16 protein-coding genes are annotated in these 16,172 nt (G+C 43.2%); 3 read left to right on the top strand and 13 right to left on the bottom strand.

Annotated features, from left to right (window positions below; all coding sequences use genetic code 11):
* Positions 1 to 272: 272 nt before the first annotated feature.
* The 5 genes from GJU40_RS08780 to GJU40_RS08760 form a co-directional block, all read right to left on the bottom strand.
* The gene (locus GJU40_RS08780; RefSeq protein WP_343031480.1) at positions 273 to 929 is read right to left on the bottom strand and encodes a potassium channel family protein; all 657 of its coding nucleotides are present in this window, start codon (positions 927 to 929) and stop codon (positions 273 to 275) included.
* Positions 930 to 1,115: 186 nt separating this feature from the next.
* Complete coding sequence (locus GJU40_RS08775) at positions 1,116 to 1,721, bottom strand: TetR/AcrR family transcriptional regulator (protein WP_343031479.1); 606 nt, start codon at positions 1,719 to 1,721, stop codon at positions 1,116 to 1,118.
* A 14-nt stretch (positions 1,722 to 1,735) separates the two neighbouring features.
* A complete protein-coding gene (locus tag GJU40_RS08770; protein ID WP_154307362.1) occupies positions 1,736 to 2,191 on the bottom strand; it encodes a DUF5392 family protein in 456 nt (151 codons plus the stop codon).
* A gap of 422 nt (positions 2,192 to 2,613) precedes the next feature.
* Positions 2,614 to 3,177 carry a class I SAM-dependent methyltransferase gene (locus GJU40_RS08765; RefSeq protein ID WP_154307361.1) on the bottom strand — a complete coding sequence of 188 codons (564 nt, stop codon included), beginning with the start codon at positions 3,175 to 3,177 and terminating at the stop codon, positions 2,614 to 2,616.
* An 84-nt stretch (positions 3,178 to 3,261) separates the two neighbouring features.
* Positions 3,262 to 3,843 carry a TetR/AcrR family transcriptional regulator gene (locus GJU40_RS08760; protein WP_170289363.1) on the bottom strand — a complete coding sequence of 194 codons (582 nt, stop codon included), beginning with the start codon at positions 3,841 to 3,843 and terminating at the stop codon, positions 3,262 to 3,264.
* A 186-nt stretch (positions 3,844 to 4,029) separates the two neighbouring features.
* Here GJU40_RS08760 and GJU40_RS08755 point away from each other — a divergent pair, with 186 nt between their 5' ends.
* On the top strand, positions 4,030 to 4,911 hold the full coding sequence (locus GJU40_RS08755) for an ABC transporter ATP-binding protein (RefSeq protein WP_154307359.1): 882 nt from the start codon (positions 4,030 to 4,032) through the stop codon (positions 4,909 to 4,911).
* 9 nt (positions 4,912 to 4,920) lie between these two features.
* Positions 4,921 to 6,534 (top strand): ABC transporter permease, encoded by a 1,614-nt coding sequence (locus GJU40_RS08750; protein WP_154307358.1) that lies wholly within the window; start codon positions 4,921 to 4,923, stop codon positions 6,532 to 6,534.
* Positions 6,535 to 6,580: 46 nt separating this feature from the next.
* Here the strand turns inward: GJU40_RS08750 and GJU40_RS08745 are convergent, their stop codons facing one another.
* Both GJU40_RS08745 and GJU40_RS08740 read right to left on the bottom strand, forming a co-directional pair.
* Positions 6,581 to 7,768, bottom strand: a complete 1,188-nt coding sequence (locus tag GJU40_RS08745) for a PDZ domain-containing protein (RefSeq protein WP_154307357.1) — start codon at positions 7,766 to 7,768, stop codon at positions 6,581 to 6,583.
* Positions 7,769 to 7,858: 90 nt separating this feature from the next.
* The gene (locus GJU40_RS08740) at positions 7,859 to 8,209 is read right to left on the bottom strand and encodes a swarming motility protein SwrAA (protein ID WP_154307356.1); all 351 of its coding nucleotides are present in this window, start codon (positions 8,207 to 8,209) and stop codon (positions 7,859 to 7,861) included.
* Positions 8,210 to 8,397: 188 nt separating this feature from the next.
* Here GJU40_RS08740 and GJU40_RS08735 point away from each other — a divergent pair, with 188 nt between their 5' ends.
* Positions 8,398 to 9,672 (top strand): methyl-accepting chemotaxis protein, encoded by a 1,275-nt coding sequence (locus tag GJU40_RS08735; RefSeq protein ID WP_154307355.1) that lies wholly within the window; start codon positions 8,398 to 8,400, stop codon positions 9,670 to 9,672.
* A gap of 57 nt (positions 9,673 to 9,729) precedes the next feature.
* On the opposite strand, the gene GJU40_RS08730 is transcribed toward GJU40_RS08735, so the two are convergent.
* From GJU40_RS08730 to GJU40_RS08705, 6 genes are all read right to left on the bottom strand, one after another.
* Positions 9,730 to 11,196, bottom strand: coding sequence for a S41 family peptidase (locus tag GJU40_RS08730; protein ID WP_154307354.1), 1,467 nt, complete (start codon positions 11,194 to 11,196; stop codon positions 9,730 to 9,732).
* A gap of 203 nt (positions 11,197 to 11,399) precedes the next feature.
* Positions 11,400 to 12,827: a murein hydrolase activator EnvC family protein gene (locus tag GJU40_RS21220; protein WP_343031478.1), complete on the bottom strand. Its 1,428-nt coding sequence runs from the start codon at positions 12,825 to 12,827 to the stop codon at positions 11,400 to 11,402.
* A 66-nt stretch (positions 12,828 to 12,893) separates the two neighbouring features.
* The gene (gene ftsX, locus GJU40_RS08720; RefSeq protein ID WP_154307352.1) at positions 12,894 to 13,784 is read right to left on the bottom strand and encodes a permease-like cell division protein FtsX; all 891 of its coding nucleotides are present in this window, start codon (positions 13,782 to 13,784) and stop codon (positions 12,894 to 12,896) included.
* On the bottom strand, positions 13,777 to 14,463 hold the full coding sequence (ftsE, locus tag GJU40_RS08715; protein ID WP_154307351.1) for a cell division ATP-binding protein FtsE: 687 nt from the start codon (positions 14,461 to 14,463) through the stop codon (positions 13,777 to 13,779). The genes ftsX and ftsE overlap by 8 nt, the downstream gene beginning before the upstream one ends.
* 338 nt (positions 14,464 to 14,801) lie before the next feature.
* On the bottom strand, positions 14,802 to 15,140 hold the full coding sequence (gene cccB, locus GJU40_RS08710) for a cytochrome c551 (RefSeq protein WP_154307350.1): 339 nt from the start codon (positions 15,138 to 15,140) through the stop codon (positions 14,802 to 14,804).
* A gap of 48 nt (positions 15,141 to 15,188) precedes the next feature.
* Positions 15,189 to 16,055 carry a YitT family protein gene (locus GJU40_RS08705; protein ID WP_154307349.1) on the bottom strand — a complete coding sequence of 289 codons (867 nt, stop codon included), beginning with the start codon at positions 16,053 to 16,055 and terminating at the stop codon, positions 15,189 to 15,191.
* Positions 16,056 to 16,172: the final 117 nt, after the last annotated feature.

Raw genomic sequence — 16,172 nt, 5'->3', positions numbered from 1 at the left:
CAAATATAATTCTTTTGTGGCACAAGAATCAAACCAATTTTCATTCCTGGCGGTGACCAGTAGGTCATGTTTGATTCCTCCGTCTATTGAAGGCTATTTTAGATGATTTTTCAGGATAAGGGGAATTTCTACGCTTATTTTGGGTTTCGTGGAGCAGCCTTATCTGATGGGCAGGAGCATCTTCATCACCCTAAAAACCAGCGCACAACCAAAATCAAGCAGCCCAATTCACTTGGACTGCTGAAGAATTTGCCGGAAAGGTACTCCTGCGTTTATAAACCATGCGCCTCAAATCTGGCTATTTCAGCATTGTGCCCTATAATCAACAGAATGTCTTCCTTTTTGATCACTTCATCTGCATTTGGGGAAGCGTTAATCTCGCGGCCCCTTTGAATGCCAACTACGGTGCATCCATATCTTGCTCTCACGTCCAGCTCAGCCAGTGTGCGGTTATGTATTTTTGATGTTGCAATCAGCTCGACCATGCTGTAATCTTCCGACAGCTCAATATAGTCGATCATTTTTTCCGAGGCAATGTGATGGGCAATTCGCTTGGCCATATCCCTTTCAGGGTGAATGACCCGGTCCACACCGATCTTTTCGAGCACTTTTTGATGATAGTTGCTTTGTGCTTTTGCCCATACTTTGCTTACGCCCAGGTCTTTCAAAAGAAGACTTGTGAGGATGCTGGCTTCTATGTTATCACCAAACGAAACAAAAGCATGATCAAAGTTTCGGATGCCCAGCTGCTTTAATGTTGTTTCATCGATCGCATTCGCAACCACCGCGTGAGTTGCATACTTCGAATACTCCGATACCTTATTTTCATTCTTATCAATCGCCATCACTTCTGCTCCGAGCTCGTAAAACTCTTTCACCATGCTGCCGCCAAAACGGCCGAGCCCGAACACTACAAACTGCTTTGCCACTGCAACCCATCCTCCTTCTTCAATAGGTGTCTGGCACCTGCGGGGCTTCTCGTCCTGCTGTCTAAAATTCTGCCTGTCCCGTCCGCTGCTTTATACTTTCCAACCTCCTATGACGTTTACATTATCTCCTCGGAGAAATAGCAGTATACAGTTTTTGAGCAGTGCCCACATGATAGAACACTGCTGTCACTTTTTAGATAACCCTCTTTTCAGCAGGTCGATTTCCATAGAAAACCGCTGCAGGGCAATATCAGCGGGAAGATCTCTGGCAAACTTTTCGATAAAGTTGCGAAAGGTAACAGCGCTAAGAATTTTAAACAAGTGAAGAAGCTCCCGTTCGTCCTCGATGTTCAGCCTGCTTTTATCAATCATGCTGCTGATGAGGAAAAATCTTCCGGCCGCACCGGAATCGCCTAACATGCGGGAAAAAGCATGTTCGATTTTGTAAGTCATGTTTAGAAATACATTTTTCAAAAAATGAAAGTGCTCTTCTTCACCAATGATATATTCATAAAAATTGAGAAGTGTCTGAAATAAATCTCCGGAATTCTCTTCTAACAGCAGCATAAACTGCTGATTTACCTTTTTTGAGAGTTCATTTAACAAAAAGAAAAAGGCATCTTCTTTGCCTTCGAAATACTGGTAAAAACTGCCGCGGGGAATGCCGGCTGACTTTATGATGTTGGTAATCGAGGCCTCAGATAGCGGGGCTCTGGAAAACTCCTGTTTCACAGCACATAATAAACTCTGCCGTTTTTCCTCGGGCAGGTTGAAGAAAGTAGGATTCGGCACTTTCTTCCCTCCTGTCAGCTATTGAGAATATCATTGTCTCTTTTATGTTTTTTATTCTCCTGCTCAAGAAACTGGATAAAAAAGTCCAACGCCCTAATCGGCTGCTTCTGAATCAGGAATGTAAATTCTTTCTTTTGGCTTTCTGATGCAACTCGGCTGTTATTAATCCGTTCCAATATATAGCCATGCGCCTTTTTTAGGATCTCTTTGTGGTGAAAACGTGCTTCTCTATAGAGTGCAAGTCCTGCCGCTCCAAGAACAGCATAAAATACGGCCATTAAAGGAATTGACCTGGAACTTGAAGGATTGATAAAAAGGATGACAAACAAATTGAAGAAAGAAAGAGGCATTAGCAGGAAAGACCAAAAGACATATTTTGAAGCCTTTTTGGAAACTGGCGAGACCAGCTCTTCCATGTGCTCAATTTCCTTTTGCACAAAGGATGGTGTGTTTTTTCGGGATAAATCCATAGAAAATACTCTCCTTTCTAAGTTGTGATTTTTATTTTACTTCTGGTTTCATGGATGGCTTTTTGCAGATGCTAACGTTTACATCCTGTAATTGCAATTTGTGAAGAAGTTTTTTTAAGTTCCATTTATGCTGATTCATCTGTTTCGTCTCCTTTAATATGACACGATGTCATCATAGTTTTAATATATATGACACCGCGTCATACGTCAATGACAGGATGTCACTTTTACTCTTAGCTGCATCGTTCTATTTGATATATACCCAAATTCAGAGTTATATATCATGTTTTTGCACATTGTCAAACAAAAAGCTTTTAAAAGATATTCATTACTTTTGGCAACTATGCAGGCTCCCGGAGTAAATATGAGAATTCAACCTATAAAAAAACCGGCCCAGAATACTGGCCCGGCATACATCGTATTTATTTCACTGCCTCATACAATCGCATAGGCGGTAAATTTTTTATAATAAACCCTTCCTGAACGTCGTTAAAATTTGAAGTCAGGTAGTTTTTCAGATGCTCGTCTTTTTGAAAAAATGTTTGATAAGGAAGGAATTTTCCTTCACTCTTTAATACTTCCTTCGTTTTTCTGACAATACTCTGGCGCAGCTCTGAGTTCATTAATGAAAAGGGAATGCCTGAGATCACGTAGTCGGCTTTTTCACCGCCGTGCTTCTCCATAATTTCATCAATGTTTTCCGCACTTTCCTGATATACATGCAGCCTGCTGTCAGTGATGTTTTTCTGCAGAGTTTCAGCGAAGTTTTCGTTAAGCTCCACGGCGATTAAAAGAGAGTCGTTTGTCATCTGCTCCAGCAGATACTTTGTAAACACACCCGTTGCTGGGCCATATTCTACGATGACAACTCTTTTACTAAAGTCAATCCGCTCGCACACTTCTTTCACTCCGCTCTTTGAAGTTGGTGTGATGCTTGCAATATTTCTATCTTTTATCAGGTTTTTCATATATTGGAAAGTACTCATGAATGGCCACCTTTTTCTAGTTTTGTCTCTATCAAATTACCCATTTCCGTATCGTCTTGAAACATATTGAACGCCATCACAGCTTTAGCGCAGCCCATTCAGGAACATTTGCGAAATGAGCGTTCCATAATTCTTTAAATTTTCACTGGGTATATCTCCACTTTTCATTCCTTCCGTGAAAATGTGCATGTACAGCAAAAGTACTTCATCTGAATAAGCAGGATTGATTTTCCCTTCATTCCGCCCTTTTTGAAAAAGCTTTAATACCAGCTCTTCATTTTCTTTTTGCATATTACTATTATAAAAGTCTGGATCACTTGAAAATTGCTTTATGAGATTGTGAAAAAATACCGGCGTATATTGATGAATCCTGCTCATCTTATACTTGGTGATTTCATGATAGGTTTGTTCAAAAGACAGATCACTGTACACCAGGGTTTCCAGTTCTTTCTGTGAGGACGCCAGTGAGCCGTGAATGGATGTATTGATTAAATTATCTTTTGTTGAATAATAATTAAATATTGTTACTTTACTAACGCCTGCCCCTTTAGCTATTTCATCAATTGTGATATGTGAAAGATCTCTTTCATTCAGCAGCTTCAGCGTTGCTTCTTCAATATCCTTCATCTTTTTTTCACGCCTAAGATCAAAACCGCTTTTCTTCATTTCTTCACCACATTTTATCGAGATTGTAAGTTTTTCCTTCCTATTTATCATATGCTATTGTATGAACTAAATCAAATTATACGGTTAAAAACATTTGGATTTTTATAGAAAATTGGTGTATATTATGAACTATAAAGTCAATTTCAGTATAAAACTTTGTTTCTCATAGAATAGGAGATGAAAGTGATGATGATAGCAGAGATAAAAGGGCTGCAAAAGAAATACAAGTCATTTTATGCTTTAAAAAACGTAACAATGGACTTGAAAAAGGGTGAAGTATTGGGTTTTATCGGACCTAATGGTGCAGGAAAATCTACAACCATCAGAATTCTGCTTGGCTTGGTGAAAGGAAGCGGAGGAACAGCCAGGATTTTTGGGAAGGATGTCTGGGATAACGCCATTGACATTCATAAGCGTCTCTCCTATGTGCCGGGTGATGTGCATCTCTGGCCCAATCTAACAGGCGGGGAGATAATAGATATTTTTATGCGCCTGCATGGGACAAAGAACGATGCAAGGCGGGATGAGTTGATTGAAAAATTTCAGCTTGATATCAGAAAAAAAGCACGTACGTATTCTAAAGGTAACCGCCAAAAGGTGGCGCTGATTGCTGCGCTCAGCAGTGATGCTGAGCTGTATATTTTTGACGAGCCAACAAGCGGATTGGATCCTTTGATGGAAGCTGTCTTTCAGGAAGAAGTGGCAAATTTAAAAAATCAAGGCAAATCCATTCTCCTGTCGAGCCACATTTTGAGTGAAGTAGAACGATTGTGTGACCGCGTTGCGATTATTAGGCAGGGTGAGGTTATTGAGACCGGAACATTGGAGGAGCTTAGGCATTTGACCCGCTATCAGTATAAAGTGGTGACCCGCGAGAAACCAATTGAGCTCAGCAATGTGAAGGGTGTGCATGACTTAACGATCACCGGAACTTCAGCAGTTTTTCAGGCTGACGCGGATCATATAGAAACCATCCTGCAAGCCATCATGCCCTATCATGTTACAAAGCTTGAAAGTGTGCCCCCAACTCTTGAATCGCTGTTTATGCGCCATTACACAGGGAAGTAGGTGAAAGGAATGAAAAACCGCTTCAATCAAACTTCTATGCTCCTCGCACATATCCTGCGCAGAGACCTCTTCAAGCTTCTGATTTGGGCAGTTGTGTTAAGTGTCTTCTCAGGAGGCTTCGCAAGTGGAATATATGAAATTTACGGAGATGACAGTGCCGGCTTGATGGGATTGTTTGACATGATGAAAAATCCGGCTATGATTGCCATGATTGGCCCGACAGCGGCAGCAGCCGAGACATATACTGTAGGAGCGATGTATGCTCATCAAATGCTGCTTTTTACAGCATTGTTATATGCGATACTATCCATGCTGCACGTCATCAGCACTACTAGAAAAGAAGAAGATAACGGTACAGCAGAACTCCTTCGCGCTTTTCCGGTAGGGAGACTGGCCAATACAACTGCTATCGTGATAGAAATGCTGCTCCTTCATGCTGTTATCATTGTTTTATCGACAGGACTGCTGCAAGTGCAGAATATACCCGGAATGGATTTTTATAGCAACCTGCTTTTTTCCGCTTCATTGGGCATGCAGGGCATTCTGTGGGGCATCATCTCATTGATTTTCGCACAACTGGCAGCCAATGCAGGCACTGCAAGAGGGTTGAGTTTCCTAACACTGGGACTGTTTTATATCGGCAGAATGATGACAGATTATAATGCGCCCTCTCTTTCCTGGCTGAACCCGCTTGGCTGGAGCTATTTAGGAAATGTTTATGTTGAGGACAACTGGACTCCGATATTGATTGGCTTTCTTGCCAGTTTGCTTTTTCTGGGCCTCGCTTATCTGCTGGAGCAGGCACGTGACATAGGGGCAGGATATTTACCTGAAAGAACACACTCCCCTTACGCCAGGCGAAGTTTGTTAACTTTGCCGGGCCTGCTGTTCTCCCTGCAGAAAACGTTTATTATGTGCTGGCTTTTCGCCCTCTTCCTATCCGGAGCAATGTACGGTTCTATTTTTGCTGATATGGATACGTTTATCGGCGATAATGAAATGTTGCAGGCAATGTTTGTAGTCGAAGGCGGTTACACAATACAAGAACAATTTATGAGTGTGCTCTTTGTTGTACTATCGCTATTAACCGCTATTTTTATTGTGGGAAGCTTCATGAAGCTTGTTGCTGAGGAAAAAAAGGGGCGTCTCGATCAGCTTTATGCGACTAAATTATCCCGGAAAACATTGTATTGGCAGCATGTGATGCTTGCCGGCATTCTTGGAGCGGGTGGACAATTCTCTGCAATATTAGGTTTGTATCTTGCGCAGCGAAGTGTGATGATTACACCTTTCAGTTTATGGGATATGACTGTCGCCGGAATCGTATGGCTGCCTGCAGTTCTCTTCTTTGTTGGTTTATTATCTTTGCTGATCGGCTGGCTGCCCCGCCTGTCCGTGTTGATTTGGGTATATGTTGCTTTTGCTTTTTTTATCAGCTACTTTGGACAATTGTTGAATTTCCCAGCATATGTAGAGGGTTTCAACGTGTTCAGCTATATTCCACATATCCCTTTAGAAGAATGGAAGTGGGGAACCACAGTTTTCCTCATACTGTTCACTTTCTTACTAACACTAGCAGGATTCTTCGGGTATAGTAAACGGGATCTGATAAGTGATAAATGAAAAAGATGACTTTTGCCACCCAAGGCAGAAGTCATCTTTTTGTCATTTAAACCGCCGCATTTTCCCACTGCTTGTCATCAGTAACAAACAAAAGCCCCAGCTCATGGTGCATGCCTTCGTAAATCGCACCCTGCACATAGCGGATATGTCCGTTAATATCGATGACTTCCAGCTTGCAGAAGGCAGGATTTTTTTGGAGCGCACGGTAAAACTCTTCCACAGAACGAACTTGCTCACCGTTGGCTTTCATAATAATCTCACCTACATGCAGCCCCATTTTCTCACCGGGAGAGTTCGTTAGTATGCCGAGTATACTTAAGCCCTTGTCTCTTCTTGAAAAATAAAAAGAAGCGGAGTTGTCATTCATACGCTGCCTGATGCTTAAAAAGCTGCGGCCAATCACCGCGATGCCGGCTGCTCCGAATGCAAGCGGAGTCCACCAGTAGCTTACAACCGCAATCACTGCAGTCAACGCACCCAGCCACAATATTCTCTTACCCGTCATCAAAATGCTCTGCTTAGGCAAAGAGCCCTGTACTCTTTGAAAAAACCCGATAAAAAACGGAAACAGCAGCAATAGAAATGGCTCGCCATTGATATGAAGAACAGGCCACAGTCCCCAATCCGGCAAAAAGGAGCCGCCCGGTATCAGCACTAAGAGCGGCAGCATCCATGAACGGTTAGCCTGATGACTGCCGATTGGCAGACCCCGGCTGCTTTTAATAATGGAAGGCGAGGTTCTTAGGTAACCGCTTCTTCTGACAAGAAATCCTTCAGCAAGAATCAGCAGTCCAGCAAGCAGAGCGAGATTGCTGTAATTGATATTTTGTAAATCAATAAAAAAAGAAGCTGCTGCCTCTCCACCGTAGCGACCTATTAAAAACACCGCAAATAAAGCAAGCCCCACTGTATAGGCCGGAGACAGCCATCTCAGTTTAAGAGGAATGGTTAAAAATGCTGTAAGAGCAGCTATTAAAATAACAGCAGTTAACGGAAGAGAAAGCCCCAGTGCCAGCAGTATCAACGATAACACAGCTCCTGTGAGCAGCCCCTTGCTGTATGAGAAGCGCATATCTTCAAAGCCGTCCTGAATTCTGAAAGAAAACGATCTTCTTTCGTTTTTTACCCGCCAGTATCCGTAAGCAAGATTAAATAGTAGAAAATAGTATAAGAGCGGATGCAGAAAAAAACGCCCTGCTGCTTTGGCCAGCTCCAAAAGAAATTCTGCCAGCATATCTTTGCCACCTGCCTTTGTAGATAGTTTACTGATTATGTACTCATATTTTATCAAATAACAGGCAGGATGAGTATCTCAAGCAGCAGATTATTTCAGTTTGTTCCATAGATTTGTGTTAGATAAAGAAAAATCCAGCATGGACGAATCAATCGAGATATGAAGCGCTTCCTCAATCAGTTTCATAGAATTCTTAATGTCAGTTAGTGATAGCGACAACCTGCGGTAACTATCCATTACATACTGAAAATAGTCCTGTATGTGGCTATCTTTAATCTCGTCCAAATGATTGATTTCTGTGTAGTTGACGAGATACATGCAGAAAATCTGCATCAGCTTGGAAACCTTTGCATGAGAAAGTTTAGATTCCGGTATTCTGACCTTAAACTGCTCTATCAGTTCTTTGTATCTCTGTTCCCTGATTGCGCTCGATCTTTTCATTGTAATACCCCCTATACCCTATATAATCGACAAAATATGACAAAAGCAATCTTTTCAATACATGTTTAATTCTCTATAAAATATTTCGATAGTATGACAATTTTTCCGTCCATTTTATAAAAAACAGGTCTTTAGATACCGATATAAGTAATAGCTTCCATGTAATTACATTTAAAGGAGAAGGTAAAATGAATGAAAATATGACTAGTGTAGGGAAAAAACTCCTAGTGTACACACTTCAGGTTAGTGTCCAGGGGTTGATTACTTCATTGATTGTTGCTGTTATTTACAGCTCTGTCAGCCAGGAACCACTACTATCTATGAAAACCCTATTGCTTATTGGAGTAATAGAAATCGGCTTCATTGCTTCAGGATTTATCAACTTTGCGAGATTTGCAAAACCTTTTCAGGAAATAGAACGGTTTGTCGGCCAAATAGCGGGCGGTGTATTGAATGACAAAGTCAGTTACAAAAAACTCGGTCCTCTTATGACGATTGCCGCTCCGCTTGAAAAAATGCAGCACAGCTTAGTGGCAATGATGGGAGAGATTCAGGCACAGTCCCTCTCTGTAACAAACCATTCAGGCACGCTCGGCCATCAGGCAGCTTCTTCTCAAGAGGATTTCACAGAGATTTCTCATGGCATCACAGAAATTCAGGAAGCAGTTTATGCGCAGGCAGCTTCACTGCAGGAAGCTTCGACCGTTATGACAGAGATGGCGGCAGGCGTTCAGCGCATTGCGGAAAGTGCTGCATCGGTCGGGGAAACAACACATCTTTCCAACAGCAAAATCATGGAAAGCCAGGAAGACATCTCAACAGCTGCAGATCAAATGAAAGAAATCTCCACAAGCTTTCATGATTTGAAAAGTGTCATGACCGAGTTCATTCAGATGAACAAAAATGTAGAAAATATTGTGGGAGTCATTCGCTCCATTTCAGAACAAACCAATTTGCTGTCACTAAATGCTTCCATAGAAGCGGCACGCGCAGGAGAACATGGCAAGGGGTTTGCGGTCGTGGCACAGGAAGTTGGCAAGCTGGCTAATGAAACAAACGCCTCTACTGAGGAAATTGCCCAGTTGATTAAACAGGTTCACGAAAAAGCAGCACAGTCTCTTCAAGCTATGAACGAAACAAATGATCAGGTGAACAAGGGAATTACAACTGTTGAAACTGTACAGCATCAGTTTCAGGACATTCTATCCTCTTCAGAAGAAATCAACAAAAGGGTTCAGGACATTACAGGTGTCAGCCAGGAGATCGCTGCCGGAACGGAAGAAGTGTCTGCCAGCATCCTGGACATGAATGGCCAATCTTCCTCTTCTGTGGAAGAACTGAGCAAATTTATGGGTAAAGTTGAAGGGCAGACGCAGTCAGTGGAAGAAGTCGCAGTCCTATCAAATGATCTGAAAAATATTTCCGAAAAGCTCAACCAGCTCATCAGGAAGTTTGAAATATAATCATTAAAAAACTGGCTCAGGAAACTGCGTATGCAGGGGGTTCCCGAGCCATTTTTTTTAGTGAAATAGTGATTGCACTGCTGTTTTCAATTGCATGTCTGTGTTTTCATCCTTGCGCTTTTCAGCTATTAGTTCGTTCATTTTTTGCGCAGTTTCCGCATCAATGACTCCATTTGCAGAAAGGCCGTTCACTTTTTGGAATGCTTTGACGGCTGTTTCTGTTGACTTGCTATAATAGCCATCTTCTCTGCCTGGCTCAAAACCGAGCCCTGTTAAGAGAATTTGGGCCACCTTGACATCATCGTTGTTCTGGTCGAGGGCAAGCTTGTTTTCCGCCTGCAGCGGACCAGCCTGAAAATAGAGCGGCTGAGAAACAGAAATCGTCGGCTCTACGCCTTTTTTATGAATCCAGTTTCCGTCCGGTGTCAGCCATTTATAAAGCGTCAGCTTAATGTTGCTGCCGTCGCCCATAGGCACAGCTTGCTGAACGGTTCCCTTTCCAAAGGAGGTGTCACCGATAATCTCATAGTCTCCCGCTTCTTTCAGCGCACCAGCAAGGATTTCAGATGCAGAAGCACTGCCCTCATTAATTAACACATTTACTGGGTAACTCTTCTTTTTCTTCAAGCTCGAATAGTATCTGGTTTTTTGTCCGTTTCGCTGCTGAATTTGGATATACGGCTTATCCTTTGTGACAAACTGCTTAAGAATTTCTTCCACACTTTGCAGATACCCGCCCGGATTTCCGCGTACATCCAGAATCAGTCCATCAATTCCCTGCTTCTCCAGATTTCTCAGCTGCTTTGAAAAATCCTCTGATGTATGTTCTGAAAAAGAAGTGATTTCAATATAGCCTGCAGTCTTATCCTTATACTTTTTAACAGAACTGTATACTGTTTCAATCGGAATATTATCCCGAAGCACTTCAAGCTTCATATTCCCTCTTGTACCGGGACGGTGGACTTCAATCAGCACACTTGTGCCCTTTTTGCCGCGAATCCTCAGCACTGTCGCATTGAGGTCCAATCCTTCAACAGACTTTCCATCAATCTTCAGTATTTGATCATTTGGCCGCAGTCCCGCTTTTTCAGCAGGCGAGTTTTTAAATGGAGAAACAATGATAACCTTGCCCTCATCCATGCCAACTTCTGCTCCTATTCCTTCAAATGAGCTGTCCAGAGAGTCGGAAAACTGTTTAGCTGTTTCCTTATCCATGTAGACAGAATAAGGATCCTCCAACGTGCTCAGCATCCCCTGTATGGCCCCTTCAAGAAGCTTTTGTTCATCAACCTTTTCTACATACTTTTCTGAAATGAGCTGATAAGCCTGCTCCACTTTTTCAAAACCTGGTATGTCCTTAGCCTCCGCAGTCGCCTCGATAGCATCAGTAATGGATGGAATGCCCCCATCTTCTGAAGCTGACAGCTCTGCCGGACTCTCTGTCAGCTGTAAGCCGGCATACATGCCCCCGGCTCCCAGCAGCAGTGAAAGAGCTACAAGTAGTGCAGTCAATTTCTGATTCATGATGATCCTCCTTATTCATCTCAACGCCTGTACATCTCGGGGTGTATCCTCAAGAGCATTTTCCTTAGTATATGAAAAGCTTGTACAAAACATGTAGAGTTTGGAAAATTTAGGAGGAGAAAGCCAATGTGCAAAAAAATAATGATTCTTCAAAAGAAAAAACTCCTAAAACGTTAGTTTTAGGAGTTTTGAAACGGGTATATTTAACGTAAATACTTCATAGGATCTACAGCATTCTTCTGGCCACTCCATGAACCTTCATGGATTTCGAAGTGAAGATGCTTTCCTGTGGAACGACCGGTGTTACCCATATAGCCGATTTGCTGCCCTTTGCTGACAGTCTGTCCGCTGCTTACATTCATTGTATCCAGGTGGGCATAAAGAGTGGTATAAGTTTTGCCGCCAATGCTGTGGGCAATATAGACTACATTTCCATAGCTGCTGGAATAGTTAGCGCGGATGACCGTTCCGGATGCGGATGCCACTACAGGAACGTTCGGTGATGCATTCGCAATATCAATTCCGGCATGAAGCTTGCCCCAGCGAGCTCCATAACCTGATGTAAATGAACCTTGTGCAGGCCACATAAATGCTCCGCCTGTTACGGCAGGTGCTGGCGCACTCTTGCTGCCGGATCCTGAGCCAGAGCTGCTTGCCGGCGCTTTTGGTGCAGATGCTTTTGGTGCGGGTGCTGCTGGTTTGCTGCTGTTGCGCTGTGCTGCCCGTTCAGCTTTTGCCTTTGCATCAGCCGCAGCTCTTGCTTCTGCCGCTGCTTTAGCGTCTGCTGCTGCTTTTGCTTTCGCTTCAGCTGCTGCACGGCGAGCTGCTTCTTCAGCTTCACGCTTTTTGCGTTCTTCTTCTAAACGCTGGCGTTCAATTTCCTGTTTGAGAATTTCATCCTGCTCTGCAAGGAATGAAGACTCGTCTTCAAGGTTATATAAGTCATGCAGGGCTTCTTCATGATCGAGTTTCACTTGTGACATCACTGCATTTTTCTCAGCAACCTGCTTTTGAAGTGTCTGTTTCAAATTGTGAAGATCTGTTAAGGCTGTTTCCAGCTTTTTTAATTCGCTGCTTAGCTCTGCTTCGCTTTGCTCAAGAAGCTTCATATCTTCTTCATGGGCTTTAATAATTTCTCTGTCTGCTTCTACAAAAGTTGTAACGGCACCGACACGTGTAATAAAATCACTGAAATCCTGAGCACCTAGAAGCACATCTAAGTAGCTGATCACACCGCCGCCTTCCTGAATGGAGCGTGCACGGTCCTTTAACAGTTCATTGCGTTTTGCAATTCTTTCCTTCACTTCTTCAATTTGTACTTTTAAAGCTTCTATCTGTTTTTTTGATTCTTCTACTTCCGCTTCTTTTTCACGGATTTTGCCGTTCGTATCTGAAACCTGCATATCAAGTCTCTTAATCTCGTCATTGAGCTTTTGCTCTTGTGATTTCAGGCCGTCAATCTGGCCTTCCTTGCTTTTAATATTGGAATCTATATTAGATTTTTGGTTTTGAATGTCTTGTCTCTTTTTCTCAAGTTCATTAGCATGTACAGTCGGACTGCCTGCAGGAGCGATCGCGCCGCTTGTCCCAATGACTGCTGCCAAGCCTAGAGCTAACAGCTTTCTTCTCACCGTGTTTCCTCCCCCTTGATATGTATACAGATGCTGAACCAGCAGAAAAACTGCCGGTTCAGGCTTTTAAACTTTCAAGAATTTGCGGATGGACGTTAAGCTTCCCCATACTCCAATCAGAGCGCCGATCAAAAGCAGAACGAGCGCGATCTGGAAAATAAACGGATACATGGGTAATATTTCGGCAAACGAGCCTCTGACTCTCGGCTCTGCAAAGTTAAACAGATAGTGATATCCTGTTGCAATTACGGCAATCGGAATAACTGCTCCGAACACACCCAGCAGCAGTCCTTCAATAAAGAACGGCCAGCGGATAAACCAGTTAGTTGCACCTACTAGTTTCATGATCTCAATTTCTCTGCGCCTTGCAAAAATAGTGATTTTAATTGTATTAGAGATAAGGAACATCGCTGTAAATACCAAACCAATAATCAATGCAATTCCGATATTTCTGGCCACATTTACGACATCAAACAGTCTTTCAACCTGCTCCTGCCCGTAACGGACTTTAAATGCGTGGTCAAATGTCTCAATCTGCTGCGCCACCAGCGTAGTATCCTGGGGGTTGGCTGCTTTGACAACATAGACATCATTCAGCGGGTTATTCTGTTCAAACAGCTGAAAGGAACTTCCTTCCTCTCCAAAGCTGTTAATCAAATTTTCAAGTTCTTCTTCTTTTGGTGAGTAACCAACTTCATTGACTTCCGGTATGCCTTCTATCTGGGCTCTGAGCTGCTGTGCTTCTTCGGAAGTTGAAGTGGGTTCAATGAGAACGCGGATTTCAACGTTCTCCTCTAAATTCGTTGCGATATGGTTTAAATTCATCATGATGACTAGAAACGTTCCGACAAGGAAAAGTGTTACCGTAACAGCACCTACGGAGGCAAAGGTCATCCAGGCATTACGCCCAAGTGACTTTAAGCTTTCCCTGAAGTGGCGTCCAAGAGTCCTAATCATATAGACCGTACTCCCCTCTTGCCTGGTCACGCACGATCTTTCCGCCTTCAATCGCGATGACTCGCTTTTTCATGGTGTTAACAATCTCGCGGTTGTGTGTCGCCATCACGACAGTTGTTCCCCGGTTGTTGATTTCCTCAAATATGTTCATGATATCCCAGGACGTATCAGGGTCCAGGTTGCCGGTAGGCTCGTCCGCAATGACAACTGCAGGGTTGTTCACAATTGATCGTGCAATAGACACACGCTGCTGCTCTCCCCCTGAAAGTTCGTTCGGAAAATGCCTTGCCTTATGCTTCAGCTGGACAAGATCCAGCACATCCAGCACTTTTTTCTTAATGTGCCGCGGATGTTCACCGGTCACTTCAAGCGCAAAGGCTATATTCTCATAGACGGTAAGTGTTGTCAAAAGCTTGAAATCCTGGAATACTACGCCAATGTCGCGGCGGAGGTGAGGAACTCTCTTTTCCTTGAGCTTCTCCAAATTTACTCCGTTTATTGTAATTTTTCCGTTTGTCGGCTTTTCTTCACGGTACATCATTTTGATAAATGTTGATTTACCTGCTCCGCTGGGTCCCACTACGTAAACGAATTCTCCTGCATGTATCATCACATCTATGCCGCTAATGGCTGTCACACCATTAGGATAAGTTTTTTTAACGTCTTGCATTTCTATCATAGCAATCATCCTAAAGTTGTATTAGTACCTTGTTTATTCAACCTTGGTTATCTATGTCTGAAATTGTCGAATAAATAATTCCGAGTAAAGTACTTAACCTTTTCTCACAAAGAACATTATATCATCAAAAATCGCCAAAAATAGTCTATTTTTGTTACATTTATGTTTCATTACTGTTAAAGAAGGGAAAGCAGTTTGTAAAAAAAAGAGTAAGAAATTTGTCATATCATGGAGAAACACTTTTCTGAATTATAGAACTATTCGACCATTTTTGCAATCATTATATTCGGGACTTTTTATAGATAATGAAAAAACCAACCATCATGGTTGGTTTATCATTATTTCATTTCAGACAGCCATTGCGCTACCACTGTGGCATCTTCTCCTTGAAGGATACCCTTTGGCATATTGCCCCGGCCGTTAAGAATGATACTTTCAATCTGATCATGGTCATACTTGCCGCCTATGTTCTCAAGACTCGGTCCGGCTCCTCCTTGGAAGTTCTGTCCGTGGCAGCTTGCACAGCTTTGCAAATAAAGCTCTTCCGCTTCTGCTGTGTCAACAGAGCCTTCACCAGCCGTCTGTGCCGGCTCCTGTCCACTTTCATCTCCTCCGCCTCCGCAGGCAGCCAGAAGGAAAGACATACTCAATACAGTAATCGCCAGTTTGAATTTCATCCTCGAAATCCCCCTTTAGCTAAACAAATCAGTGTAATTATATCCTATTTACGCGCGTTTGAAACCTTCTCCAAGCACCTCTGAGGCGTCCATTACAACTACAAAAGCAGTGCTGTCAATGCTCTTTACCAATTGTTTCAATTTCGTGAATTCTGTTTGATCCACTACACACATCAGCACCGGCCGCTCATCATCAGTGTAGCCGCCCATTGCTGACAGCCTTGTTACGCCGCGGTCAATTTTGTTTAAGATCGCTGCTCTGACTTCATTTTCCTGATTGGTAATAATCAGCACAGTTTTGGACCGGCCTACACCTACCTGAACGACATCGATTGTTTTGCTTGTCACATAGAGGGCGATAAGCGCATAAAGACCCCGCTCAATATCAAAGACGATCGCCGCCGTTAGTACAATCAGCCCGTCAATGAGTGCGACACAGGTTCCAAGTGTTAAGCCTGTGTATTTATGGAGGATCTGCGCTGCCAGGTCTGTGCCTCCGGTGGAAGCTTTGCCGCGGAATACAAGTCCGAGGCCGAGACCGACACCAATGCCTCCAAACAGTGCACCTAGCAGGGGATCTGTTGTGGCAGGGGCCATGTCTTTTGATAGAAAGACAACTAATGGAAGAAAGATTGTTCCGATCAGTGTTTTGAATCCGAACTGCCTTCCGAGGAGGACAACTCCGAGAATAAATAGCGGGATATTAAATGCCCATTGAACAAACGCCGGTTCCCAGCCAAGCATCGCATCGAGAATGGTACTGATTCCGCTGACTCCGCCGGAGGCTACCCGGTTGGGGAGCAGGAATAAGTTAAAGGCCAGTGCGACGATTGCTGAGCCGGCCAGGATAAAGATGTATTCGAGTATTTTATCAAGTTTTGGATTGTATGTAGAAGTGCGTCTGCGCTGCTTCATGTGTGCCTTCAACCTCCAGTGATATTCATAACCTTTCAGAGTATAGCATTCGTAAGTTTGCTGTGTAAATGACATTGAAATGCCGTATTAACGAGGTGAAGTGAGTGGGTTTGTTTG

Source organism: Metabacillus lacus (genome assembly GCF_009674805.1).
Classification (GTDB): domain Bacteria; phylum Bacillota; class Bacilli; order Bacillales; family Bacillaceae; genus Metabacillus_C; species Metabacillus_C lacus.
This window is presented reverse-complemented; position numbering and strand designations above follow the sequence as displayed.

Excerpts from the sequence above, each read along its gene's own strand:
- GJU40_RS08770 (WP_154307362.1), bottom strand. The coding sequence starts at position 2,191 with ATGGATTTATCCCGAAAAAACACACCATCCTTTGTGCAAAAGGAAATT.
- GJU40_RS08765 (WP_154307361.1), bottom strand. The coding sequence starts at position 3,177 with ATGAGTACTTTCCAATATATGAAAAACCTGATAAAAGATAGAAATATT.
- GJU40_RS08760 (WP_170289363.1), bottom strand. The coding sequence starts at position 3,843 with ATGAAGAAAAGCGGTTTTGATCTTAGGCGTGAAAAAAAGATGAAGGAT.
- GJU40_RS08755 (WP_154307359.1), top strand. The coding sequence starts at position 4,030 with ATGATGATAGCAGAGATAAAAGGGCTGCAAAAGAAATACAAGTCATTT.
- GJU40_RS08750 (WP_154307358.1), top strand. The coding sequence starts at position 4,921 with ATGAAAAACCGCTTCAATCAAACTTCTATGCTCCTCGCACATATCCTG.
- GJU40_RS08745 (WP_154307357.1), bottom strand. The coding sequence starts at position 7,768 with ATGCTGGCAGAATTTCTTTTGGAGCTGGCCAAAGCAGCAGGGCGTTTT.
- GJU40_RS08740 (WP_154307356.1), bottom strand. The coding sequence starts at position 8,209 with ATGAAAAGATCGAGCGCAATCAGGGAACAGAGATACAAAGAACTGATA.
- GJU40_RS08735 (WP_154307355.1), top strand. The coding sequence starts at position 8,398 with ATGAATGAAAATATGACTAGTGTAGGGAAAAAACTCCTAGTGTACACA.
- GJU40_RS08730 (WP_154307354.1), bottom strand. The coding sequence starts at position 11,196 with ATGAATCAGAAATTGACTGCACTACTTGTAGCTCTTTCACTGCTGCTG.
- ftsX (WP_154307352.1), bottom strand. The coding sequence starts at position 13,784 with ATGATTAGGACTCTTGGACGCCACTTCAGGGAAAGCTTAAAGTCACTT.
- ftsE (WP_154307351.1), bottom strand. The coding sequence starts at position 14,463 with ATGATAGAAATGCAAGACGTTAAAAAAACTTATCCTAATGGTGTGACA.
- cccB (WP_154307350.1), bottom strand. The coding sequence starts at position 15,140 with ATGAAATTCAAACTGGCGATTACTGTATTGAGTATGTCTTTCCTTCTG.
- GJU40_RS08705 (WP_154307349.1), bottom strand. The coding sequence starts at position 16,055 with ATGAAGCAGCGCAGACGCACTTCTACATACAATCCAAAACTTGATAAA.